This is a genomic window from Chitinophaga fulva (assembly GCF_012927205.1).
In the GTDB taxonomy this organism is placed as follows: Bacteria; Bacteroidota; Bacteroidia; order Chitinophagales; family Chitinophagaceae; genus Chitinophaga; species Chitinophaga fulva.
This window is the reverse complement of sequence record NZ_JABBGC010000001.1, coordinates 936,043-959,585: the sequence shown is the minus strand read 5'-3', so window position 1 is coordinate 959,585 and position 23,543 is coordinate 936,043. Positions and strand designations below refer to the sequence as shown.

Genomic DNA, 23,543 nt, shown 5'->3' with positions numbered 1-23,543 from the left:
TTATTGCATAGCATAATGGCCATTGATGAAAGTAAATATTCGACGTCTACACAATTGCTGCTCAACATACTGAGCCTGCTGACGTTGGCACCACTCGCACCTTTTATAAACCGGTTCCTCCCGCCCATTGTAGCGGGAGGGGTCCATATAGACCTGGCTGTATCTTTCCTGATCAGCCTTCTGATAGTATTTGCCCTGAGATGGGTTTTCCGGCCATTGATTATTCCCGCTTTCCTGCTGGTGTGCAGCATTCTGCTGATCAACAAATATCGTGATGACTATACATTCACAAATGTATTGAACGATTATAAAGGCATGGTACAGGGCAACTGGGGCACCAAAGACAGCAAACAACTGGACATCCTCAGCTTGTACCCCCGCCGCGTGGAAAGCTATCGCGACAAAACTGTGCGGGGCATCAAGGAAAAAGTCAACTACCAGGATTCCGTCGTCCGCAACTTCTCCGTCAAGCACTCGATCGACTTTTATGACGAGTACTTCTATAAATATGGGAAGATCACCCGTTTCCTATCTCTCTTCCGGTATATCAACGGTAATTTTAAATATGTACTGGATTCCCGTCGTGACGAATATTTCGCTACGCCACAGGAAACGATTCAGAATGGCCTTGGCGGCGACTGTGACGACCACTCCATCTTGATGACTTCCTGCCTTCAATCCATTGGGGCGCGCTGCCGTATTGTACTGATCAAGGGTCACGCTTATCCCGAGCTGTACTGCGGCGACAAAGAAGATTTCGAGATCATGAAACAGGCTATTATCACCCTGTTTCCCAAACCTGTTATCAAAGAACTGTACTACCACGAGCTGAAAGGGGAGTACTGGATCAACCTTGATTATACCGCCAGACATCCCGGCGGGCCTTACATGAACGATAAAGTTTATGGGTTGATTGAGCTCTGATGTTTAAATTTGCGCCATGAGTCAATTTAGCCGTATCCGGAAGTATCATGGTTTTTTCAGGTTTAAACGGGATTTTGAACAATACAGCCTCCGCAAAGCCAAAAGCTATGAGTTACTCCTACACTGGCTTCACAGCAAACTGAACCGCAATCAGTTCCTGCTGTTGTCCGGTATCCTGGTTGGTTGTTCCGCCGGTCTGGCAGGAGTGGTGCTCAAAATGCTGGTCCACTACATCCACTATGTTATCACCTACAAGGTACATTTCAGTACCCAGATGATCTTTTACGTTGTCTTTCCCTTTCTGGGGATTGTGCTGACCACCCTGATTGTTATTTTCTTTTTTAAGGGGCAGTCCCGTAAAGGGATTCCGGCCATTCTGCATGAGATCGCGCAAAACTCCAGCCTCATTCCGCCAGTGAAGATGTATTCCCAGATACTGCAAAGCGCCGTGACTGTTGGCCTGGGTGGCTCTGCCGGCCTGGAAAGCCCTATTGCCGTTACCGGCGCCGCACTGGGCTCCAACTATGCCCGGACTTATTCGCTGGGATACAAAGAGAGGACTTTGTTGCTGGCGGCGGGTGCCACAGCGGGTATCGCCTCTGCATTTAACGCACCCATCGCCGGGATGATGTTTGCTTTTGAAATCCTGTTGACCGGCGTCGTATTTTCCGATTTTATGCCGTTGGTGGTCGCAGCTGTCTGTGGCAGCTTGTTATCCAAAATCATTCTTCAGGAGGAAGTCCTTTTCCATTTTGAATCACGGACACCATTCAACTATCATAACGTACCCTTTTATATTGTGCTTGGATTGCTGTGTGGTTTTTATGCCCGCTACTTTGTGGTGTTATCGAAGAAAGTAGAGCATTTTTTCCAGCATCTGCGATGGAGCGCCCTGCAGAAGGCCATGCTGGGCGGGGTCTTAGTATCCGTACTTTGTGTGGCATTGCCCCCGTTGTTTGGAGAAGGGTATACCGCCGTGAAAGCATTGGCCGGAGGCCATGGCGAAATTATTCTGCAAAACAGTTTCTTCGGGTACTTCCCGCCACAGAGCTGGATGTTGCTGGTATTCACCGGCTGCGTATGCCTGCTGAAGGCCTTCGCTACTTCCATCACCATCCAGAGCGGTGGTAATGGTGGTAACTTCGCGCCCTCCCTGTTTGCCGGCGGGTTCCTGGGCTTCTTTTTTGCGATGCTCTGTTCTCAGATAGGCTTTACCGATGTACCGGTCACCAACCTCGTGATTGTAGGGATGGCGGGCGTTATGGCGGGTGTGATGTATGCTCCGCTGACCGCCATTTTCCTCATTGCGGAATCCAGTTCGGGGTATGACCTGTTCATCCCCCTGATGATCGTGTCTACCACTTCCTACCTGATGGCGAAATGGTTTTCCCCTATTTCACCGGAGCTCACAGAGCTGGCCAAAGAAGGGAAGGTCTTCACCAAAGCGCATGACAACAACATTCTTCTGATGTTGAAGATGCAGGACCTTGTAGAAGAGGACATTCAGCGGATAGACATCAACAGCAGCCTGCGGGAACTGATAGAACTCGTTAAGGGCGGGCACCGCAACACCATTGCTGTAGTGAACCAGCAGGACAAGCTGGAAGGTATCATCACCCTCGACGATATACGTCCGATCATGTTCAACCCGGAACTATATGATACCGTTACTGTTAAGAAATTAATGAAAGCTCCGCCAGCAGTAGTATCTTTAAGAGACAACATTACGCTGGTGCTCAAAAAATTTGACGAAGCACAGGTTTGGAGTTTACCGGTGGTGCAGGACAAGAAGCTGATAGGGTTTGTTTCCAAATCACGCATACTGAATAAGTACCGGTTATTGTTACAGGAATATTCCGAAGGATAGACACATCAAAATATGGCGCGGGTATTAATCAATTTTGCACATCCTGCCCTGGAGAAGTCCAGGGTGCAGAAGCAGCTGCTGACTACCATCAAGGGCATCAAGGGTATTACCATCAACGATTTGTATGAATGGTACCCTGACCTTGACATTGATGTAGCCCGGGAGCAGCAACTGCTTGAAAAGCATGATATTATTCTGCTGCAACATCCTTTTTACTGGTATAGTGCCCCGGCTATTATCAAACAGTGGATGGACCTGGTACTGGAACATGGCTGGGCTTACGGGCATACCGGCAAAGCCTTGCAGGGCAAGTATTTCGGCAATGTGATTTCCGCCGGCAGTGGAGAAAAAAATTATCAGCCTGAGGGAATACACCGGTATCCGGTACATCAATTTCTGTTGCCGTTTTCACAAACCGCTGCGTTGTGCAACATGCAATATGCCGCACCTTACGTGATTTACGGTGTACACCGCATGGACATAGAAGATATCCGCACCGCCGCGCAGCAATACCGCAACATGCTGGAGTTGCTGCGGGACGACAAGATAGATCCGGCAGCCCTGCCACGGCTGACTTATATGAACGAGGCATTACAACTTCCATCCCAAACCCGCTCCGTATGAATCAACATTCGCTGCTATTTCAATCAATGGTATACCTGGCTGCCGCCATTGTGTTTGTGCCACTCGCCAAGAAAATGGGGCTGGGCGCCGTATTGGGCTATCTGATAGCCGGTGTGATCATTGGTCCGTCCGTAATGGGCTTCATCGGCAAAGAGGGAGAAGACATTATGCATTTCGCCGAATTTGGTGTGGTGATGATGTTGTTTCTTATCGGGATGGAGCTGGAGCCGACTTTGTTATGGCGATTACGTACTTCCATTCTGGGGCTGGGAGGGCTCCAGGTGCTGGGCAGCGCCGCTGCCATCGCCGGTCTGGCTTACCTGCTGGGACAGCCTTTCAATGCATCGCTGGCCCTGGGCATGATCCTCTCATTGTCATCTACCGCCATTGTGCTGCAAACACTCAATGAAAAAGGGTGGATGAATACCGCCGCCGGGCAAAGCGCCTTTTCCGTGCTGTTGTTTCAGGATATCGCCGTTATCCCGATGCTGGCTATTTTCCCGCTGCTGGCCAGTGGTGCCACCAATACCGCTGACCTGCATGAATCGTCCCTCCGTGACAATCTGCCGGCATGGGGACAAACATTGGTGGTGCTGGGCGCTGTAGCCGCTATTATCATTGCCGGCCGTTACCTTGTCAATCCGTTGATGCGTATCATTGCCCGTACACGTGTAAGGGAGCTGTTTACCGCCACGGCCCTGTTAATGGTGGTGGCCATTGCCGTACTGATGAATCTTGTAGGGCTAAGCTCCGCACTCGGCGCCTTTTTGGGCGGTGTGGTACTTGCCAACAGTGAATACCGTCATGAGTTGGAAAGTGATATAGAGCCATTCAAAGGTTTGCTGCTGGGATTGTTTTTCATTGCAGTAGGGGCTTCCATCGATTTTACCCTGATCATGGAAGAACCGTTGCTGATATTTGGGCTTGTACTGGGGTTGATGGTCATCAAAGCCGCTGTGCTGATGATATTGGGGAAGGTATTCAAACTGAGTACAGACCAGAACCTGCTTTTTGCCTTTGCGTTGGCTGACATAGGAGAATTTGCCTTTGTATTACTGGCTTTCAGCAACCAGGTGAGATTGATCGATGCCAGGCTTTCCGCGATGCTGACTGCTATTGTGGCCATCAGTATGGCGTTGACGCCGCTGATTATGTTACTGTATGAGAAAGTCATACAACCGCGATTTACCCGTCAGATACCGAAGTCCGATGAGCGCTCTACTGATGAAATACATGAAAAGAACCCGGTGATCATAGCGGGCTTCGGCCGTTTCGGCAGTATGACCGGGCGTTTCCTGCGGGCTAACGGCATCAAATGCACCATCCTTGATATGGATTCAGACCGGGTGGATGCGCTGCATAACCTGGGCATCAAAGTATATTATGGCGATGCCTCCCGGTACGACCTGCTGGCCGCTGCCGGCGCCGCTGATGCCAAGCTCCTGATCATAGCTACTGATCAATATGAACAGACGCGTCAGATTGTGGAACTGGCGCATAAATATTTTCCACATCTGCAATTACTGGTGAGAGCACAGCAGGTGGAAGACACTTTTGAGCTGATGGACCAGGGCGTATTGCATATTTACCGCGAAACAGTGGACACGTCACTGCGTATGGGCGCCGACGCACTCCGGATGCTGGGGGCACGCGCCTATCACAGCGAAAGGGCCGCGCGGACTTTCTTCCGGCAGGATGAACGGACGCTGAAAGGCTTATCAGCTATGCGTGACGATAAAAAACAATACCTCGTCAGTATGCGGGAGCGTATCGAAGAAATGGAAAAGCTCATTGCCTCCGACCGCATCAAAACCTGGCTGGACGAAGGGCAGGGGTGGGACCCGGAATCCATCCGGGATGAAGTACGCGGTGAAGCTGGAAACTGATTACTGAATATGATGGATGATCAGTTCTGCCACGTGATGTAACAATTCAACATCTACCGGGCGGCTATGGTCATGCATGGGTTTATCGGAAACGGCCCGCACATAACCTTCTTCATCGGGCTCAAAACTAATCTCGTGTTCAGCAATGACGACTTTGTATACGGTTTTATACGTCTGGTGTACGGTGTTCACTTCCAGAATATGAGGGTGGCCCTTATATTCAAATTTGAGTGTAAATGTATCTGCTGCCATTGGTTACTGCCGTTGTAGGGCTCAGGCTTCTTTTTCGCTGTGCTGCTGCTGATAATAACGCTTGATCCTGTTTTTTTCATCGCGGGAAAGCTGATGAATGAACCACAGGGAAAAATAAGCCAGTCCGCTAATGATAAATATGTATCCTATGAATCCCAGTGTGTGGAAAATCCGAAACCACATCCAGTCATTCGTGTAGGCGTACTGCGCTAAGATAGCTAAAATCACACCTGCCAGCATCAGAACAATTGCTATTTTTTTCATCGGGGGTAAATTTTGGGATAAAGAATACGATCTACGGAATCACGCGACAAACAAAATGCCATTACCATATCTACGTTACAACAACGGCATGCGGATGTTGCTCATGCAGATATTTTTCTACATAACGTATATGCTATAACGTAGGAATGGGGAATATTGTTACAGTTGCAGGCGAATATGTAATTTATTCAGTCCCTTTACCACAAATAACATTGCTACCGCGAAACACATACACCAGATAATACCAGGCAGGTCCTGCTGTAAAACAGCCGGCAGACTGAGGCCCAGCGCTATCATTCCGAAATACACAATGTCTGGCAAAATATAGGTGAGCAGCGGATTGGAACCAGCGGGTTTAAAGAAGGAAGTCCATCTGCTGAAGTGTTTTACATCTATCAAAAAATATAAAAGTGAAAAAACGGCCACACAAATAGCGGCACAATACAAGCACCAGCTGGGCGTAGCATGGATCTTGGACAGTTTATAGGCAGGTCTCAGCCAGGCCCCTGCGATCAACAGCACCACACAAAATCCGACCACTCTCGATACCAGGCGGCTGCCAGTCAATCCCAGGTCTTCATCAAAATAAAATAGAGTCAACAGCATACCACACAACACAATGGCTGTATGAGCGGCATTACCACTCTGCGATGCCAGCCAACTCCATTCGCCTTTCTGTACAAAAGGTTGTCTGCATAAGATATAGTAACCAATACATACCGCGATCATCAGGAAGATAGCACTATGGTTTCCTTTAAAGAGCTGATAAATAATACAGGCATATAGGTAGGCCCAACCAATCAGGCCCAGGATACCCCACCACTGCGGCGTGAGGTATTGTGTACCATCTTCACCACCACGAAAAATCACTGCCAGTACAATTAATATAACAGCGCCGATGCCCTTCAGCGTCCAGCTGATCCATGGTTGTTTAAAGGTGTATACATTCCACACCAGTATTACGCTGCCATAAAACAACAGTGCCCACAGTGCCCTGCTGATACCCGTTGCCGCAGGATTGAGATCACCAGTATTCACCATAAACACGCCCAGCACCAGCAGTCCAAGCGTACGCCACAAGATATGTTTCTGCAGCTGCCAGAAACTGTCACCCTTATTCAGCCGGCTATTGATAGCAAAAGGAATAGACATGCCCACGATAAACAGGAATGCCGGGAACACCACATCCACAAAGGTCATCCTGTCTTCATCCGCATGTGCGTGCTGCATCCAGGCGGGGATACCGTCTACGCCAGAAACGCTGTTAACAAAAATCATTACCAGGATAGTGATTCCGCGAAAAGCATCGATAGACAGAATACGGCCGGTGGAGAGTTTATTGATCATAGGGGAAAAGTGGTTGACTATCTTCCAAAGTACAATATAAAACTGATAGTATTAAGGCTATTTTAATCGGCCACTGGTCAAAAAAATTTATCTTTCCAGCCATAAACCAATTAACACTTATGAGGAAATACCTGCTCACAGGCGTCAGCATCGCTGGTATGGCATGCATCGCCGCCTGCAACCAGGGTCAGTCGACGGCCGATAAACAACAAGCCACTCCTGACATCCTGGCTGCCAACATAGACAGCACCGTCAACCCCGTACAAGATTATTTTGATTACGTCAACGGCGGATGGATCAAGCGCAACCCTATCCCTGCGGAATACAGCTCCTGGGGCATTGGCAACCTGGTACAGGAAGAACTGTACAAACGTCTCCGTCTCATCAACGAACAGGCTGTTGAAAAACCGGGAGATGATATTTCCCGTAAAATAGCGGCCTTCTGGAAAAGCGGTATGGACTCCGTTGCCATCAACGCCGCGGGCATTAAACCTATCGAGGCCGATCTGAAAGCCATCGATGCCGTTACCAACACGCAGCAGCTGGTAGCCCTTGCCGCACAGCAGAACATCTTCACCAACGCCATGTGCAGCCCTTACATTGCACAGGATGCCAAGAACAGCGAATCAATGGCGCTGCAGTTCTACCAGGGTGGTCTTGGTTTGCCTAACCGCGATTACTACTTCAACACCGACGAACGCACCACTAAAATAAGACAGGCTTACCCTGCACATATTGCGAAAATGTTGCAGTTCACCGGCATGGACAGCACTGCCGCTAAAGCTGCCGCCGCCAATGTGGTACAGCTGGAAACCATACTCGCCAAGTCCAGCCGCAAGCTCGCCGACCTGCGCGATCCTGAAGCCAACTATCATAAAATGGCCGTTACGGAGCTGAACAAAATAGCCGGCAATATTGACTGGAGCGCTTTCATCAAACAGCAAGGTGTTAACAGTCACGCTGACACGATTATTGTTGGACAGCCGGAATTCTACACCGCCCTCAGCTCCGCTGTTAAATCGCAGCCGCTGGACGCGTGGAAAAACTATCTCAAATGGCATCTGATCAACAGCGCCGCTTCCACCCTCAGCGATAACATTGCCTCCACTGACTTTGCTTTCTATGGTACCTTGCTGAAAGGCCAGGAGAAACAGAAGCCCCGCTGGAAACGCGTACTCGATGCTGAAGAAGGCGCTATGGGCGAAGCCCTGGGCCAGTTGTTCGTAAAAGAATTCTTCAATGCCACTGCGAAAAAAAGATACGAGACCCTCGTAGAAGATATCCGCGGCGCGCTTAAAACACGCATCGAAAACCTCACCTGGATGAGCGACAGCACCAAACAGAAAGCACTGTACAAACTGTCTAAAATCACCAAGAAAGTAGGTTACCCGGATAAGTGGAAAGACTTCTCCGCTATGGCCATCAAAGAACAGTCATACGCAGAGAATACAAGAGCAGCGCAGCAATGGTGGCACAACTACCAGGTCAGCAAACTGGGCAAACCTGTAGACCGCACCGAATGGGACATGACACCTCAGACGTATAATGCCTACTATAATCCCAGCAACAACGAAATCGTACTGCCGGCAGGTATCTTCACCGTTCCCGGTAAGCGTGACGAAGAACTGGACGATGCCCTGGTATACGGTTATGCCGGCGCCTCTACCATCGGCCATGAAATTACCCACGGCTTTGATGATGAAGGCCGTCAATTTGATGCAGACGGTAACCTGAAAAACTGGTGGACCAAAGAAGATGAAGCGAAATTCAACCAGCGCGCAGCTGTGATGGTGAAACAGTTCAACTCCTACGTGGTAGTGGATACCCTGCACATCAACGGTAAAGCCACACTCGGCGAAAATATCGCTGACCTTGGCGGTATCCTCCTTGGATGGGACGCATTCCAGAAAACAGAGCAGTTTAAAAAGAATGAACCGATCTCCGGTTATTCTCCTGCACAACGTTACTTCATGGGTTATTCCCTCGGTTGGCTGAGCCACACCAAAAAAGAAGAACTGGCCAGAAGAGTGCTCACCGATGTGCACTCACCTGCCAAATTCAGGGTGAATGGACCTTTCAGCGATGTAGACGCTTTCTATAAAGTGTATAACCTGAAAGAAGGTGATGGCATGTGGAGAGCTGACAGCGCACGTGTACGCATCTGGTAACTGTGATGGCCATGATTACTGCTGATTCACCTGATTAGCGGAGATTATCATGAAGATCATCGTTTGTTTTTTTTAAAACCTGGTTGGGATTCCAACCAGGTTTTTTATTGGATTTTTGTAATTTGGCGATATTGTTTATTTTTTAACCATTGCTTTTTTTAACCATTGTTTTTTTAACCATATTAATCTTCATTGTTATGATTAACCCGAATTATACCCACTCTGAACTGACAAGCAAAATAATAGGATGTGCTATGAAAGTACATCGTGCATTAGGTAATGGTTTTCTGGAAGTTGTTTATCAAAATTGTTTGGCAATTGAGATGAGGGCCAACGGGATTGTATTTGAAAGAGAAAAAGGAATTTCGATTTTTTATATGGGAGAGTTGGTTGGGACAAGGAGAGCAGACTTTTTGATAGAGGGGAAAGTATGTGTAGAACTGAAAGCGGTCAAACAAATAGATAATGCACATATTGCGCAAACTATTAATTATCTTGAGGCCCATAATATTGAAATTGGATTGCTAATTAATTTTGGAGCTATAAGCCTGGAGTTCAAACGTGTAAGAAATGGAAAGTTCATGCATTCATGAGCGACGGAAACCGGTCGCGCACTTTTTTGCCATTGCTATTATTGGGGTATTTGCTACTTGTGTTGGTGTTAAAAACGTATCGGCACAAACTTTTTCAGAAGCCTTCAAACCGTTTACCGGTACGCCGCGCCACTACGTATGTTATCGTACTTCCGACAGTGTGACCATCGATGGCCAGCTATCGGAAAAAGCATGGAACCAGGTACCCTGGACAGATGACTTCACAGATATTGAAGGAGATGCCAAACCAGCACCGCCGCTTCGCACCCGCGTAAAAATGATGTGGGACCAACACTACCTCTACATTGCAGCAGTAATGCAGGAACCACACATATGGGCCACCCTTAAGGATCATGATGCGATCATATTTCAGGACAATGATTTTGAAGTGTTTATTGATCCCGATGGAGACACGCATCAATATTTTGAACTGGAAATCAATGCCTACAATACCGTCATGGACTTGTTCATGAACAAGCCGTACCGGCATGGTGGCAACGCATTGCTCAACTGGGATACTAAAGGCCTTAAAACCGCCGTTCATATTAATGGTACCCTCAACCAACCCAACGATAAAGACCACGAATGGACCGTGGAAATGGCGATACCATTTAACGCGCTGCGTTTCTTTAACGACGTACAGCGCCCTTCCGACGGCAGCACCTGGCGTATCAATTTCTCCCGGGTGGAGTGGGACACCAATATAAAAGACGGCCAGTATGTGAAGCTGAAAAAGCCGGAAAACAACTGGGTATGGTCTCCACAGGAAATCATCAACATGCATGCCCCTGAAAGATGGGGATACCTGCAATTCAGCACACAACCCACCAGCGAAGCCACCGCTCCATTCCGGATGCCGGTTGCTGAACCCGCCAAACGCCTGCTGTGGCATGTGTTTCATGAGCAGGTACGTTACCGGGAGCGCCACGGCAAGTTTGCCGCCAACCTCGGGGAGCTGAAACTGCCTGCCAAACAAACGGCAGCCGATGGCGTCACCTACTCACTGCAACTGGAAGGTATTAGCTCCCAGTTCACCGCCTCCATACAAGGCGGCAAATTAGACGGTACGATTTACATTAATCAGGAAGGTCGTATCTACACCAATAGAAAATAACGCTTATGAATAAACGTAATTTCATCAAAGCATTGGGACTGGGCAGTCTGGCCCTGGCTAAACCGTCGCTGCCCGTAATGGCAGCCGGTACTGCAAAGCAGCCGCAGTCCATGGAAAAAATAGGCATACAGCATCGCGTATGGATCAATCCTGATCCAAAAGAAAAAGCCGCCGATCTGCAGAAACGTTATGCCACCTATCGCAAGGCGGGCATCACGGACCTTTTCTTTGAAGCTGACAGCGAAGTACACTTTAAAGCAGCCAAAGCGGCCGGCATCAAGGCGCACCGCTGGATGTGGACAATGAACCGTGGCGAAAAAGAGCTGCTGGCGAGTCACCCGGAATGGTATGCCGTAAACCGTAAAGGTGAATCCTGCTCCAACCATCCGCCGTATGTGGATTACTATCGCTGGTTATGCCCCAGCAAACCAGAAGTGGTCAACTATCTGAAATCACAGGTAGAACAGGCATTGTCTAAAGATTATGTAGATGGCATCCACCTGGATTACGTTCGTTTCTGCGATGTTGTTCTGCCGGTAAATCTCTGGAGTAAATACGGTATCGATCAGTCGAAAGAGCTGCCGGAGTACGACTTCTGCTATTGCAATGATTGTCGCAGCGCCTACAAATCTGCTTATGGCAAAGACCCGCTGGAGATAGAGCATCCTGACCAAAGCCCTTCCTGGCGTAGGTTCCGTTACGATCGTATCACCAACGTAGTAAAAAATCTGGCGCAGGTAGCCAAACAACATAAAAAGCCTATTTCCGCTGCCGTATTTCCGACGCCGGACATTGCCAAACGTATTGTTCGGCAGGACTGGACCAACTGGCCACTAAACGCTGTTATGCCGATGATCTATCACGGGTTCTACCGGGAAAATATCACCTGGATAGGGGATGCCGTTGCCGAGGGCGTAAAAACCCTGCACGGTGCTTTCCCGCTGTATGCCGGGTTATTCCTGCCTGATTTCAATAATAACTACAGTGATCTTCGCGAAGCTGTGAAACTGGCCATAGACAATGGTGCAGCCGGAGTATCTATTTTCGGTACTGTGACGCCGGAAGTATTACAGGTATTGGGAGAAAGCGTGTAGATAAATGCATAAAAAAAGCCGGCTGTTTAATTTCTTAAACAGCCGGCTTTTTTATGAAGTATGATTACAGGTTGTTAGCAGGCCTATCTGCAACCGCCTTACCAAAATTGACATTTGGTTTGTTACCCATGGTCACCACCATAGTTCCCCCTTTTGCGAGGTCCTGATGTGTGATGAAGCTTTTCGTATACGGCTTCCCGTTAAGTGTAACGCTTTGGATATAGATATTTTCTTTGCTGTTGTTGATAGTTTGTACCGTAAAGGTTTTACCGCCCTGCAGTTTCACTGTCGCTTTATCAAACAGCGGGCTTCCCATCACGTACACGCCATTGGCGGGGTTTACCGGGTAGAAGCCCAGGGAAGAGAACACATACCAGGAAGACATCGCACCACAATCTTCGTTACCAGCAAGACCTTCCGGCCGATCGAAGTAGAAGTCCTTCATCACCTGTCTTACTTTCTCTGCTGTTTTCCACTGGTTGCCAGCGAAAGCGTACATGTAAGTAACGTGGTGGCTGGGCTCATTACCATGAGCATACATACCGATGAGGCCGGAGATGTCGTTAGATGCCTCTGCACCCATATCTCCTTTTGCTGTGAAAAGGCTGTCCAGTTTGCGGGTGAAGGCTTCGTCACCACCCATCAGGTTGATCAGTCCTTCCACGTCCTGTGGCACCAGCCAGGTGTATTGCCAGCCGTTCCCTTCGGTGAAGTCACCTTTCTCGTGGATGGAATTGAACGGATCGTATGGTGTTTTAAAGCTGCCATCGCTCATACGCGGACGTACAAATTTAATCGTACTGTCGAAGTAGTTTTTGTAGTAGGCAGCTCGTTTTTTATAGTATTCGTAATCTTCCTTTTTGCCCATTTTTTTAGCCATGGCAGCGATGCACCAGTCATCGATAGCGTATTCCAGGGCTTTGGACACCGATTCATATTCTTTATCAGCCGGGATATAACCTCTTTCCTTTACGTATTTAACACCGAGGTCATCGCGCATGGAAGTAGCTTTCATCGCTGCAAAAGCATCTTCCGCATTAAAGCCGGTGAATCCTTTCAGATAGGCGTCAACGATAGGAGGCACCGCATGATAGCCCACCATGCAGTTGGTTTCGCTGCCCATGAGCGGCCATACCGGTAGTTTGCCTTGTTGTTTGTGTATGGTGATCATGGAGTTCACGAAGCTATTCACTTTTTCCGGATGCAGGATAGTGCTCAGCGGAGCAGCAGAGCGGTAGATATCCCACAGGGAGAATACGGAATAGTTATCGAAACCCGGATTAGGGTATACTTTTTTGTCGGTACCACGGTAGCTGCCATCGTGATCGTTGAAGAGCGCCGGGTCTATCATGGTGTGATAGAGTGCGGTATAGAATACGCGGCGGGCCGCTTCATTTTTCGTTTGAATATCTACTTTAGACAGTTCCTTGTCCCATTTAGCGTTGGCGCTGTTCACCGCTTTAGCGAAGTCCCATCCCTGCATTTCCGCGTTGATGTTAGCCAATGCATTGGCGCTGCTGACAGGGGAGATGCCCACTTTCAGCATTACCTGTCCAGGTGATTTTTCAAAGGAGATCACCCCTTTTACTGCTTTCCCTTTCAGGGAGATGCCTTCTTGTTTGTTATCGCCTTCAAATACCTGGAATTGTTTTACCGGTACATTGGATTTAATGGCGAACCATACGCGCTGATCTTCCGCCCATCCTTTGGAGTAGCGGTAACCTTCGAGGGTATAGTCATCTACTTTACGGATGAATGTTTCCACCGGAGCGTCCCAGCCGATGCCTTCCTTCAGGTCGATGATGATGTTGGCCGGTTCGTTTTTCGGGAAGGTATATTGATGCAGCGCTACTCTTTCAGAGGCTGTCAGTTCTACGTCGATATTATAGTCGTCCAGTTTCACCGCATAGTATCCCGGACGGGCTTTTTCGCGGGCATGTGAATAGTGAGAGCCGTAGCCGGAAGTAGGATTCTCCTGGGTACCGCGGTTAGTGCGGACTTTCCCGGTGTAAGGCATGATCAGCACGTCGCCGAGGTCGCCGATACCGGTGCCGCTCAGGTGCATCTGAGAGAAGCCGATAACTACACTATCGGAGTAGTGATAGCCGGAGCACCAATCCCATCCTTTAACGATGTTAGTGGGGCCTACCTGTACCGCGCCATAAGGCACGCTGGCACCTACAAATACGTGGCCGTGGCCGCCTGAGCCGATGTAAGGGTCTACCGCCGCTACTGATCTGCTTTCGATGAAGCCTTTAGCGGTCTTTGCCTGTTTTACCTGTGCCGAAGCCTGCGTGCCGTTGAGCATCAGGGCTGACAAGGTAAGCGCGCCACCGATCCTAAATCCCATATTCATAACTAAATCCTTTTAGCAAGCTAATATACGGGGTCACGACAACTTTTCAAGCACTTTTTTTGTGAACGGAAGGTTATTGACGGAGATGCCTCAAAATCAGGAAGGGCCGGTATCATACCGGCCCTCCTGTATTGTAAAAAGCGTTGCTATTAAAGTTGACCAACAGGCTCCAGTACGGGAGCTGCTTCAGGCTTAGCCGGTTTCTTCAGGAACTGCTTGGTAAAAATCTCCCAGGCGATCATCAGCCAAAGCACCAGACAAGGCAGCGCTTTCAGCGCATAAGGCACTGCAAGGTTCTTACGCACCCACGGTGTCACCACATCGGAGTGGGAGAAACTCACCAGCAGTATAGCGAAAAACAGGAATATATTATTCGCACGGGTGGCGGGCTGCATCACATACCAGATACAGATGGCTGGTATGGCAATAATGTAAGTCGGTGATTCTGAGCTGCTACTGAATAATACCGGGAACATCAGCACAGAGCACAGGATATACAACCGATACCGGGAATTATAGCGGTAGGGCAATCGTACGTATTGCGCCAGAAAAATCAATACCGCCGGTACCAGGATATACATGTTATCCAATGCGGGCAGATGAAACACCCGCTGAATAAAGCCTCCGGCAGAAATATTCTGGAAGGTGGTAGTAACAGCCTCATTCAGCGCGTTCTTATGCACGAGGGCTCCATACCATTCAAAATAACTGTTGATAACATATTGTGGGCTGGAAAGCAGCATCGGCGCCGCAAACAGGACAGCTCCCCACAGGAACAACCCGCCAATCAACCGTCTGGGATTGCCACTGAAAAAGAAGAATGCCAGTCCCACGATACCGTAAATTTTCGTCATCGTGCCCAGTACTATCAGGAAAGCAGCCAGCATATCCTTGCCTTTCACAATACAGGCGAACGTGAGGATAATAAAAGCTCCGATGAACTGATTCATCTGAAACCATCCACTGGCGCCCATTAGCTCCTGCGTACACAGCAACAGAATAATGTTTTGCTGTAATCTGTTCAGCGGCAGCTGGCGGATGGCATAATACAACACGCCTGCCCCGGTCATGGCCCACAACAGGGCACCCACCTTCGTTTCCAGTCCGGCAAAAGGAGCAATGAGCAGGCTGAATACAGGCCCATACAGGTTTACATCGTAGTATTCCTGTGGATACTCAATATATAGTGGTTGCTGATGTACCAGGTGAAAGAATACGTTCTTGAAAATGAGGAAGTTATTGATATTACCGCGGGATATTTCCGTAATAGCACCAATAAAAGCCAGTCCAAACCAAAGGAACATGATCAACCATTCCTTTTCTCCCAAATAAGTCAGCAGGTTTCGTTTGCGCTGTACAGCTGTGTGATTCATCGTAGGTCTAATGCTATATGTGCTGATATGACGCAGCAAAAAGCCGCATCCCCCTATTGGGAGACGGCAATTATGAAAGTAAGAGCGTTATTAATCTTCAAAGGAAGCCCACTTAGCGGACTGCAGATTAATGGCGGTTACCGCGCCGGCGGTCACCAAAACGGCCGCGGCCACAACAAGAACAAAAAGTACTACCATGTAAATCTGGATTTTTGCATTCTCCAAAGCAAATATAGGGAATTGGTTACCGGTTTCGCATAGCATTTTTTCCGTAAATTAATACTATGAATAAGTATGGCTCCACTCATAAGAAACGTTCAAGGGCAGCAGAAGATAAAATGACTTTTCGGGAAAGACTGGCCGCCCTCAGTAATATCCCCGCCTTTTTCCGGATGGTATGGCAGACTAATCGGAGCTTAACGATCGGCAATGGGGTACTTCGCATCTCACAATCTGCCATGCCACTTTCCCTGTTGTACGTTGGTAAACTCATCATCGACGAAGTGGTATTGATCAGTAAAGACCACGCCCATCATAGTACGCAGTTCCTCTGGCAGCTTGTGGCCCTGGAATTCGGGCTGGCCATCCTTTCAGATGCCCTCAGCCGGGCCATCACACTCATCGACAGCCTGTTGGGCGACCTGGTTGCCAACCATACCTCAGTAAAAATCATGGAACATGCCGCCTCGTTGGACCTGGACCAGTTTGAGGATTCCGAGTTTTACGATAAACTGGAGCGTGCCCGTCAACAGACCATTGGCCGCACCATTCTGCTGTCACAGATATTCAGTCAGGTGCAGGACCTCATTACCATGGGCTTTCTCGCCGCCGGCCTGATTGTATTCAATCCGTGGCTGATATTGCTTTTGCTTGTCGCCGTTATTCCCGCGTTCCTGAATGAATCGCACTTCAACCATCTGCATTACCGGCTCACCTGGGGACAGACATCCGATCGCCGTGAACTGGATTACATCCGCTACCTCGGCGCCAGCGATGAAACCGCCAAAGAAGTGAAAGTCTTCGACCTGTCCGATTTTCTCGTACAGCGCTTCCGCGTGATCTCTGATAAGTTCTACAGCGATAAAAAGAACCTCGAATCCCGTCACGCCATCTGGGGCACCCTGTTCGCCCTGCTGGGCAGCGCCGGTTACTATGCCGCCTATGTGATCATCATCCTCCAAACGGTCACCGGCGTCCTGAGCATCGGTAGCCTCGCCTTCCTCGCCGGCTCCTTCCGGCAGCTGCGCACTACCTTCCAGGGCATCCTGATCCGCTTCTCCAGTGTAACCCAAGGCGCTATGTACCTCAAAGACCTCTTCGATTTCTTCGAGATACAACCGCAGATGCGCTCACCACAACATCCACGGCCGTTTCCCCATCCTATCCGTCAGGGCTTCTCCTTTGAAAACGTAGGCTTCAAATACCATAACTCCGACAAATGGGCTATCCGTCACCTCAACTTCACCCTCCATGCCGGCGAAAAACTCGCGCTCGTAGGAGAGAACGGCGCCGGAAAAACTACGCTGGTCAAGCTGTTGGCACGCCTCTACGACCCGGTAGAAGGCCGTATCCTTCTCGATGGGGTAGACCTCCGGGAATATGACCTCTCCGAATTACGTACACAGGTGGGCGTTATCTTCCAGGATTATCAACGGTACCAGATGACCGTCTCCCAGAATATCGCCGTCGGTAATATCACCCACAGCCACGACCACAACCTCATCCAGGATGCCGCGCGGCAAAGTCTCGCTGAACCACTCATCGAAAAAATGCCACTCGGTTATGAACAGATGCTCGGTCGCCGTTTCAATCAAGGCATCGACCTCTCCGGCGGTGAATGGCAGAAAATAGCCCTCGCCCGTGCCTATATGAAAGACGCCCAGCTGCTAATACTCGACGAGCCCACATCCGCCCTGGACGCCCGTGCGGAATACAATGTGTTCCTCCGCTTCGCAGACCTGACCCGTGACAAGACAGCCGTACTGATATCACACCGGTTTTCTACCGTGCGCATGGCCAACCGGATACTGGTGCTCGAAAAAGGGCAGCTGGCGGAGATAGGCAGCCATGAAGAACTGCTGAAGCGGAGAGGGAAGTATGCCGAGTTGTTTGAGTTGCAGGCAGCGGGGTATAAGTAATATTTTGTATTATTGATGTGAACCCATGAATCATGTTGACAGAACTATTCTCAGAATTTATCGATATCTATCCTGGAGAGAAAAATGGTGTTAAGGAATCTGTAGATAAAAACTATGGTCATCTTCGTTCTACCAAAATAATGACCAAAGAGTTACCAGCATTGGTTCAACAGATGTCTGGTCTATCTTTGAATCAATACGACTTCAAAGGCTCTGTGGGTAAAGGTATTATGACCGAAATACCGAACCTATGCATTCTAGATAACGCTATTACAAATTCACCAGAAAGAGGATATTATATTGTTTATCTTTTTGATTCTCGAATGACTAAATTCTACCTAACATTATTGGTAGCATGGACACAGTTTGAAAAATATTACGATCATCCACGACAAGCTAGAAAAGCTATTCTAAAACTTCAACAGGCACTTAGAAACCAATTCGATACACTTACCTCATTCTCATCTGGTGAGTTAGGTTTATTAGCGGAAAGAACACGAACAAAAGGCTATATTCATGGTACACTCTTTCACAAAGTGTACTTCATCGATGAAATGCCCAGCGATCAGATGCTATTAAATGACCTCCAACAGATGGCCACCCTGTATCGAATCATGAAAGAAGAGATTGGTACAGATATTCTTCACAAAACTATTCCTACAGAAGCTGATTTTCAGCTTGACATACAAACCGCGACGCCTGTTCAACTACCGGACGGCCCCGTATCACGACCACCTAAGGTATCGCGTGCGCCGACTAAGTGGCAAAGAAATCCAAGCATCTCATCAGACGCATTATTACGCGCTCATTATAGATGTGAAGTCGATCCTGCTCACGAAACCTTTACCTCCAAGAAAAATAAACATCCATTTGTAGAAGCTCATCATTTTCTACCGATGGCAGTACAAGACAACTACCCTTATAGTCTTGATGTAGCAGAAAACATCATTGCCTTATGCCCAACCTGCCATAGAGCCTTCCATCATGGCGAAAATGATTACAAAAAGGAATTGATTATCCGGTTTTACGAGGAGAGAAAATTAGGATTGCAGCGTCGGGGTATCAATATCTCAGAAGGGGTACTTTTAGACATCTACCTTAAACAAGATGATATCATAGAATAAGAGGCGTCTTACAACACCTCTTATTCATTAGGACACCTACTGTATCTTATACCAAGGCAATCCCTGTACACCTTTCGGATGATTTACCGACGTATTCACATTGCTTCCGTTGATTTCAAACCAAGGGAAAGAACTTCGCCCATTGGGGTGATACGCGGTCGGATAAACCTTATCATTGGTAATTTCAAACCAGGGTTGTGTGTGCGTACCGCTGGCGTGATGAACAGTAGTGAAGATCTGGTTGTCCCGAATTTCAAACTCGGCCAGACCTTTCCATCCTTCCGGATGATGAGGTGTTCTGTAGATGTACATTGGTGTTACTTTTTGGGTTAAAAACGTGGTATAAATTTAAGGGAAAAATGGGAGTAGAGAAGAGGAGCAAGGACAGGAGCAATCACATATTTATTTTCTTAATTAATATTAAACTAAAAACGACTACACATTATATCAAAAACAAGTCATTAACTATTCTAGATCCTAATTCTAATATTCTGTCAATGAAAGAATATTTCGTATACCTGCTGTGAATCTGAACTTCGCCTGTTGCTAGTAGTAGGATTCCCCCGGCACTGTTAGATGTCTTTTTTATTTTCGCTAATGCGACAACCATTTCAATACTCCTTCTGTTCCTGAAATCAAGTAAATAAAAAAAATGCAAATTGAAACAACAATAATAAATACAATGGTCTCGGTGGCCTTACTCTGCGCCCGCTCATGCGGGCTCATATTTGCACGTCGTTGGATGTATTCTTCCCGTATTCTTTTTCGCCCATAGGCAGTATTGGGGTTTGGAGGTCTTTTTCGTCCCATATTATAGTCTTATCTTAGATAAATGGATACGTTATGTAGTTTTCTAAAGCTCTTTCAATTCCTCTTTTATACAACTAAAGCTCCCCATCTCTCCTTTTCAGCGTGGCACTTCCCCGTTTACCATGACAGTCGACGATTGTTAAGACTTCTTCCTTTCTACTAGCAGCTCTCTTGCCTCTACATCCAACGCCTCCGCAATAGCAAACAGCGTCTCAATTGTCGGTTGCATCTTATTCGTGCACCATTTAGAAACAGAAGTCCTGTTAACTTCTAGCATCGCGGCTAACCAATTATTCGTTTTACCTTTTTCAGCTAAAACAGCCTTGATTCTATTATAAACTTTATCACTCATAATTTCAATTCCTTCATAGTACAATAAGAATGACTATAACCCTAATACAGAGTTTTGAGTACAAACATTTCAATTCCTTATAGTTCAACTTAAAACTCTCCTGTAATTAAGGAAGCAATTATCAATAATGCATTTCAATTCCCCACTGGCCCAATTAAAACGCATTTGAAATTAACGCATTGCATATTATAAAGCAAAAAATTCAATCTCACAATCAACAATATTTGCTTTTAAAGCCAATTATTCATACTTTTAAGCTAAACCAAAACTTCATTGTTATGCACCCTTCCATTTTCCAATTCACCTACTTGACACCAGTAGAAGAAGCCGATCCTTTCATACCTCTTCATCGCTTCTGCGATCTCATGCCATTATCAGAAGTAAGAAAAACGCTCAACACCTGGTTAACGGAAACATTATCCGCAGAAGATACAATCTATGAAGACACCACAGAAAGAGCACAATTATTATTGACATACAACCAGTTATTATCACTCTTCGATGCAGTGTATAATATTACGTATAATCATTAACGTTATAACAAACAGAAAATTTAAAATAACGTAAAACTCAATACCACAAACAATTTCACAAAAACCAAAATCTCAAATTCTTATCAGGATTAAAAAAATATTTTGGTGATATTAAAATATTTTCTCCATCTTTGTAGTGTTAAAAAAATCATAAACATGCATCCAAAGTATACACATACACAAAAATTCAGCGCGTCAGGCTATATAGGCCATACGGGTTGCGGGGCATGTTATGCTACAGAATAGTTAAATCAACGAATTCGATATAACACAAGCCTTGCAAGAGATTGCGGGGCTTTTTTAATTTAAAAAATCATGAAACAGTTAACGATATATCATATTCATTTTAGCCTACAGCCAATAGGCCGTAAGCATTATTATGCCCCCAAACGACAACGACTTCGGTAAATCCCTGCACGTATCATTGTGCAAAAATAATCTGAAACCGGTCGTTGTAAAATGACCGGTTTTTTTGTTGCCCCAAAAGTCCGGCCTGTAGCTCAACGGTGAGAGCGGCTGCCTTATATGCAGTGTGTTACTGGTTCAAATCCAGTCTGGCCGACAAAAAAATGGGTAAGGTAGTTCAACGGCAGAACACCCGATTGTGGATCGGAGGATCAGGGTTCGATTCCCGCCTTTACCCCTTATGTGAGTGCTGCGATGACGGTGTATCGCAATGGTCTGTAAAACCATCGCCTTCGGGCTTAGCAGGTTCGAATCCTGCCACTCACACCAAGGCTGCAAGCCGTAAATTCTTCTCTGACAGAGAAGCAGGAATAGTTGTGTACGCAAACCAGGTGCGGGTTTCACATAGCCCCGCAGTGCAACGGTAGTAGCTGGTTGTATGCTGTTGCGGCATAATTTGTTCGCTGTATTTTGATCTATGGGTAAGAGGTTCGAGTCCTCTCTGGTTTAAAGAATCAGTAGCTCATCTGGTAGAGCAATAGTAACAACGGGTTCGATTCCCACCCCGCAAAGGGTAAGCCGATGGTCAGGCAAAGGACCTTAGGATCCTTCAGAAGCGCACACCTTCTTTAAAAAAGTGCTCATCAAAAAGTCAGGGTTATATGCCCACGCCACCGCGCCAAAAGGGCGCAACGGCAACTCCGGTGGACACCAGCAAACGGCTGTATATATCCGTGTCTTTCGTATCAATTGTTACTTTCCTTCCGCCATAACAGAGACGAACACACGAAGTGAAAGTCGTTTCCGTGAAAACGGGAAGGTCACATACTCCTGGCTTTATTATTTCATCCGCCCCAAAAAACAAAACAATGAAAAGGGTACTCATCAATGCGTATGAAATCGGTCTCGTCTTCAAAAGAGGCGTATACCAACGCATGCTGAAAGCCGGCAGCTACTGGCTGTTTGGCGAAGATGTGAAAGTGTATGACATCAATACTGCTTTCACTGCACCGGTAGAACTGAACATCCTCCTGCAGGATGCAGTTCTCGCTGAGGCGCTGCACGTCATCGACGTAAAAGAAACTGAAATCGTACTGCTGTACGAAAACGGTTTGCTGAAACAAGTGCTCACTACCGGAAGATATACCTTCTGGAAAAGCCTGATCGAATACAAATTCGTAAGGGCCGATCTCAGCAAAGTGAACATTACGGAGAAAATAGATCGCGCTACGCTGAACCATAAACTGGTAGCGCCTTTCGTAAGGTCCACGGTTGTGGAGAACTACGAGAAGGCAGTACTGCTGATTGATGGTAAGTACGAAATAACCCTCTCTCACGGTACCTACTACTGGTGGAAAAATGATATCTCTATCCTCGTCAGCAAGGTGGATATGAGACAGCGCCAGCTGGAGATCAACGGACAGGAGATCCTGACCAAAGACAAAGCTGCGCTGCGTATCAACGCCTGGGCACAGTACAGGGTAGACAACATAGAAAAAGCGCTGCTGCTCAACAAGGACCACGAAAAACAGCTGTATGTCCTTTTTCAGCTGGCACTGCGGGAATACGTCGCAGGCCTCGGCTTCGATGAACTGATGGAGAAAAAAGATGCCCTGTCTGCCTTCGTCCTGGAGGCTGTCAGCAAAAATGCGGAAGCACTGGGGACCACCATCACCAGCTTCGGCATCCGGGACATCATCCTGCCCGGCGATGTGAAAGACATCATGAACCAGGTACTGGTAGCGGAGAAAAAAGCGCAGGCCAATATCATCATGAGAAGGGAAGAAACCGCCAGCACAAGGAGCTTGCTGAATACCGCCAAACTGATGGAAGATAATCCCATGCTGTTTAAGCTGAAAGAAATGGAATATGTGGAGAAAATCGCGGAGAAAATCAACAGCATCAGTGTTTCCGGCAACGGCGTACTGATAGATCAGCTCCGGCAGCTCTTCATCAGCAAATAGTTTTAGAAAAGAGTTAACTTTGCGGTTGACTCTTTTCTAATTTTTTCAACTATGCACGGACGTAACCGAAACGATATTTACCCAGGCCTGGAAGTAGCGATCATCCTCAAAAAAGACCAGCGTACCGGCAAACGCACCTACGGCATCGTTCAGGACATCCTCACTTCCGCCCCCTTTCATTCCCGCGGCATTAAAGTCCGCCTGGAAGACGGTCAGGTTGGCCGCGTCGCTGAAATCAACGTCACGGAAGAAGACTGACATTTCCACTACATATAAGTACCAATTATCAGGTGATTGGGCGTTCCCCATCACGCAGAAAAGTCGTACTTTGACGACGTTTCAAGAGTGCGAATCT

At 47.5% G+C, this 23,543-nt stretch carries 20 protein-coding genes and 3 tRNA genes; 16 read left to right on the top strand and 7 right to left on the bottom strand.

Annotated elements, in window-relative coordinates; translation table 11 throughout:
* Window positions 1–15 precede the first annotated feature (15 nt).
* The 4 genes from HHL17_RS04145 to HHL17_RS04130 are packed head-to-tail and all read left to right on the top strand — an operon-like array spanning window position 16 to window position 5,301.
* Window positions 16–924, top strand: coding sequence for a transglutaminase-like domain-containing protein (locus HHL17_RS04145; RefSeq protein ID WP_169223511.1), 909 nt, complete (start codon window positions 16–18; stop codon window positions 922–924).
* Window positions 925–940: 16 nt separating this feature from the next.
* On the top strand, window positions 941–2,791 hold the full coding sequence (locus HHL17_RS04140) for a chloride channel protein (RefSeq protein WP_169223510.1): 1,851 nt from the start codon (window positions 941–943) through the stop codon (window positions 2,789–2,791).
* A gap of 12 nt (window positions 2,792–2,803) precedes the next feature.
* Entirely contained in the window at window positions 2,804–3,415 is a 612-nt protein-coding gene (locus HHL17_RS04135; RefSeq protein WP_169223509.1) for an NAD(P)H-dependent oxidoreductase, read from the top strand.
* Window positions 3,412–5,301 (top strand): monovalent cation:proton antiporter-2 (CPA2) family protein, encoded by a 1,890-nt coding sequence (locus HHL17_RS04130; RefSeq protein ID WP_169223508.1) that lies wholly within the window; start codon window positions 3,412–3,414, stop codon window positions 5,299–5,301. The genes HHL17_RS04135 and HHL17_RS04130 overlap by 4 nt, the downstream gene beginning before the upstream one ends.
* On the opposite strand, the gene HHL17_RS04125 is transcribed toward HHL17_RS04130, so the two are convergent.
* The 3 genes from HHL17_RS04125 to HHL17_RS04115 all read right to left on the bottom strand — a co-directional run bounded on the left by HHL17_RS04125 (window position 5,302) and on the right by HHL17_RS04115 (window position 7,164).
* Window positions 5,302–5,553 (bottom strand): hypothetical protein, encoded by a 252-nt coding sequence (locus HHL17_RS04125; RefSeq protein WP_169223507.1) that lies wholly within the window; start codon window positions 5,551–5,553, stop codon window positions 5,302–5,304.
* A gap of 21 nt (window positions 5,554–5,574) precedes the next feature.
* Window positions 5,575–5,817, bottom strand: coding sequence for a hypothetical protein (locus HHL17_RS04120; protein ID WP_169223506.1), 243 nt, complete (start codon window positions 5,815–5,817; stop codon window positions 5,575–5,577).
* Window positions 5,818–5,976: 159 nt separating this feature from the next.
* The gene (locus tag HHL17_RS04115) at window positions 5,977–7,164 is read right to left on the bottom strand and encodes a DUF5009 domain-containing protein (protein WP_169223505.1); all 1,188 of its coding nucleotides are present in this window, start codon (window positions 7,162–7,164) and stop codon (window positions 5,977–5,979) included.
* Window positions 7,165–7,283: 119 nt separating this feature from the next.
* Between HHL17_RS04115 and HHL17_RS04110 the strand changes: the two genes are divergently transcribed.
* The 4 genes from HHL17_RS04110 (at window position 7,284) to HHL17_RS04095 (ending at window position 12,133) form a co-directional block, all read left to right on the top strand.
* The gene (locus HHL17_RS04110) at window positions 7,284–9,332 is read left to right on the top strand and encodes a M13 family metallopeptidase (protein WP_169223504.1); all 2,049 of its coding nucleotides are present in this window, start codon (window positions 7,284–7,286) and stop codon (window positions 9,330–9,332) included.
* 197 nt (window positions 9,333–9,529) lie between these two features.
* Window positions 9,530–9,925, top strand: a complete 396-nt coding sequence (locus tag HHL17_RS04105) for a GxxExxY protein (RefSeq protein WP_262889021.1) — start codon at window positions 9,530–9,532, stop codon at window positions 9,923–9,925.
* Window positions 9,903–11,039 (top strand): carbohydrate-binding family 9-like protein, encoded by a 1,137-nt coding sequence (locus HHL17_RS04100; RefSeq protein ID WP_169223503.1) that lies wholly within the window; start codon window positions 9,903–9,905, stop codon window positions 11,037–11,039. Before HHL17_RS04105 ends, HHL17_RS04100 begins: the two co-directional genes overlap by 23 nt.
* A gap of 5 nt (window positions 11,040–11,044) precedes the next feature.
* On the top strand, window positions 11,045–12,133 hold the full coding sequence (locus HHL17_RS04095) for a family 10 glycosylhydrolase (protein WP_169223502.1): 1,089 nt from the start codon (window positions 11,045–11,047) through the stop codon (window positions 12,131–12,133).
* A gap of 64 nt (window positions 12,134–12,197) precedes the next feature.
* Here the strand turns inward: HHL17_RS04095 and HHL17_RS04090 are convergent, their stop codons facing one another.
* A complete protein-coding gene (locus tag HHL17_RS04090; protein WP_169223501.1) occupies window positions 12,198–14,489 on the bottom strand; it encodes a GH92 family glycosyl hydrolase in 2,292 nt (763 codons plus the stop codon).
* A gap of 149 nt (window positions 14,490–14,638) precedes the next feature.
* Window positions 14,639–15,862, bottom strand: coding sequence for a glycosyltransferase family 87 protein (locus HHL17_RS04085; RefSeq protein ID WP_169223500.1), 1,224 nt, complete (start codon window positions 15,860–15,862; stop codon window positions 14,639–14,641).
* Window positions 15,863–16,146: 284 nt separating this feature from the next.
* Between HHL17_RS04085 and HHL17_RS04080 the strand changes: the two genes are divergently transcribed.
* Window positions 16,147–18,000 (top strand): ABC transporter ATP-binding protein, encoded by a 1,854-nt coding sequence (locus tag HHL17_RS04080; RefSeq protein WP_169223499.1) that lies wholly within the window; start codon window positions 16,147–16,149, stop codon window positions 17,998–18,000.
* 32 nt (window positions 18,001–18,032) lie between these two features.
* A complete protein-coding gene (locus HHL17_RS04075) occupies window positions 18,033–19,124 on the top strand; it encodes an MrcB family domain-containing protein (RefSeq protein WP_169223498.1) in 1,092 nt (363 codons plus the stop codon).
* Window positions 19,125–19,160: 36 nt separating this feature from the next.
* Here HHL17_RS04075 and HHL17_RS04070 read toward each other — a convergent pair whose 3' ends face one another.
* Together HHL17_RS04070 and HHL17_RS04065 are read right to left on the bottom strand one after the other, a co-directional pair.
* The gene (locus HHL17_RS04070; RefSeq protein ID WP_169223497.1) at window positions 19,161–19,436 is read right to left on the bottom strand and encodes a hypothetical protein; all 276 of its coding nucleotides are present in this window, start codon (window positions 19,434–19,436) and stop codon (window positions 19,161–19,163) included.
* Window positions 19,437–20,073: 637 nt separating this feature from the next.
* Window positions 20,074–20,286 carry a helix-turn-helix transcriptional regulator gene (locus tag HHL17_RS04065; RefSeq protein WP_169223496.1) on the bottom strand — a complete coding sequence of 71 codons (213 nt, stop codon included), beginning with the start codon at window positions 20,284–20,286 and terminating at the stop codon, window positions 20,074–20,076.
* 278 nt (window positions 20,287–20,564) lie between these two features.
* Here HHL17_RS04065 and HHL17_RS04060 point away from each other — a divergent pair, with 278 nt between their 5' ends.
* The 6 genes from HHL17_RS04060 to HHL17_RS04035 all read left to right on the top strand — a co-directional run bounded on the left by HHL17_RS04060 (window position 20,565) and on the right by HHL17_RS04035 (window position 23,446).
* On the top strand, window positions 20,565–20,819 hold the full coding sequence (locus HHL17_RS04060; RefSeq protein ID WP_169223495.1) for a hypothetical protein: 255 nt from the start codon (window positions 20,565–20,567) through the stop codon (window positions 20,817–20,819).
* 489 nt (window positions 20,820–21,308) lie between these two features.
* Window positions 21,309–21,381: transfer RNA gene (locus HHL17_RS04055), tRNA-Ile, on the top strand.
* Window positions 21,382–21,390: 9 nt separating this feature from the next.
* A tRNA-His gene (locus HHL17_RS04050) sits at window positions 21,391–21,463 on the top strand.
* Between the two features lie 4 nt (window positions 21,464–21,467).
* Window positions 21,468–21,554, top strand: a tRNA-Tyr gene (locus tag HHL17_RS04045).
* 539 nt (window positions 21,555–22,093) lie between these two features.
* Window positions 22,094–23,188 carry a slipin family protein gene (locus HHL17_RS04040; RefSeq protein WP_169223494.1) on the top strand — a complete coding sequence of 365 codons (1,095 nt, stop codon included), beginning with the start codon at window positions 22,094–22,096 and terminating at the stop codon, window positions 23,186–23,188.
* Between the two features lie 51 nt (window positions 23,189–23,239).
* On the top strand, window positions 23,240–23,446 hold the full coding sequence (locus HHL17_RS04035; RefSeq protein ID WP_078669488.1) for a YwbE family protein: 207 nt from the start codon (window positions 23,240–23,242) through the stop codon (window positions 23,444–23,446).
* Window positions 23,447–23,543 lie beyond the last annotated feature (97 nt).

Excerpts from the sequence above, each read along its gene's own strand:
- HHL17_RS04090 (WP_169223501.1), bottom strand. The coding sequence starts at position 14,489 with ATGAATATGGGATTTAGGATCGGTGGCGCGCTTACCTTGTCAGCCCTG.
- HHL17_RS04100 (WP_169223503.1), top strand. The coding sequence starts at position 9,903 with ATGGAAAGTTCATGCATTCATGAGCGACGGAAACCGGTCGCGCACTTT.
- HHL17_RS04035 (WP_078669488.1), top strand. The coding sequence starts at position 23,240 with ATGCACGGACGTAACCGAAACGATATTTACCCAGGCCTGGAAGTAGCG.
- HHL17_RS04065 (WP_169223496.1), bottom strand. The coding sequence starts at position 20,286 with ATGAGTGATAAAGTTTATAATAGAATCAAGGCTGTTTTAGCTGAAAAA.
- HHL17_RS04125 (WP_169223507.1), bottom strand. The coding sequence starts at position 5,553 with ATGGCAGCAGATACATTTACACTCAAATTTGAATATAAGGGCCACCCT.
- HHL17_RS04130 (WP_169223508.1), top strand. The coding sequence starts at position 3,412 with ATGAATCAACATTCGCTGCTATTTCAATCAATGGTATACCTGGCTGCC.
- HHL17_RS04085 (WP_169223500.1), bottom strand. The coding sequence starts at position 15,862 with ATGAATCACACAGCTGTACAGCGCAAACGAAACCTGCTGACTTATTTG.
- HHL17_RS04040 (WP_169223494.1), top strand. The coding sequence starts at position 22,094 with ATGAAAAGGGTACTCATCAATGCGTATGAAATCGGTCTCGTCTTCAAA.
- HHL17_RS04110 (WP_169223504.1), top strand. The coding sequence starts at position 7,284 with ATGAGGAAATACCTGCTCACAGGCGTCAGCATCGCTGGTATGGCATGC.
- HHL17_RS04120 (WP_169223506.1), bottom strand. The coding sequence starts at position 5,817 with ATGAAAAAAATAGCAATTGTTCTGATGCTGGCAGGTGTGATTTTAGCT.
- HHL17_RS04075 (WP_169223498.1), top strand. The coding sequence starts at position 18,033 with ATGTTGACAGAACTATTCTCAGAATTTATCGATATCTATCCTGGAGAG.
- HHL17_RS04115 (WP_169223505.1), bottom strand. The coding sequence starts at position 7,164 with ATGATCAATAAACTCTCCACCGGCCGTATTCTGTCTATCGATGCTTTT.
- HHL17_RS04145 (WP_169223511.1), top strand. The coding sequence starts at position 16 with ATGGCCATTGATGAAAGTAAATATTCGACGTCTACACAATTGCTGCTC.
- HHL17_RS04070 (WP_169223497.1), bottom strand. The coding sequence starts at position 19,436 with ATGTACATCTACAGAACACCTCATCATCCGGAAGGATGGAAAGGTCTG.
- HHL17_RS04140 (WP_169223510.1), top strand. The coding sequence starts at position 941 with ATGAGTCAATTTAGCCGTATCCGGAAGTATCATGGTTTTTTCAGGTTT.
- HHL17_RS04060 (WP_169223495.1), top strand. The coding sequence starts at position 20,565 with ATGCACCCTTCCATTTTCCAATTCACCTACTTGACACCAGTAGAAGAA.
- HHL17_RS04105 (WP_262889021.1), top strand. The coding sequence starts at position 9,530 with ATGATTAACCCGAATTATACCCACTCTGAACTGACAAGCAAAATAATA.
- HHL17_RS04095 (WP_169223502.1), top strand. The coding sequence starts at position 11,045 with ATGAATAAACGTAATTTCATCAAAGCATTGGGACTGGGCAGTCTGGCC.
- HHL17_RS04080 (WP_169223499.1), top strand. The coding sequence starts at position 16,147 with ATGAATAAGTATGGCTCCACTCATAAGAAACGTTCAAGGGCAGCAGAA.
- HHL17_RS04135 (WP_169223509.1), top strand. The coding sequence starts at position 2,804 with ATGGCGCGGGTATTAATCAATTTTGCACATCCTGCCCTGGAGAAGTCC.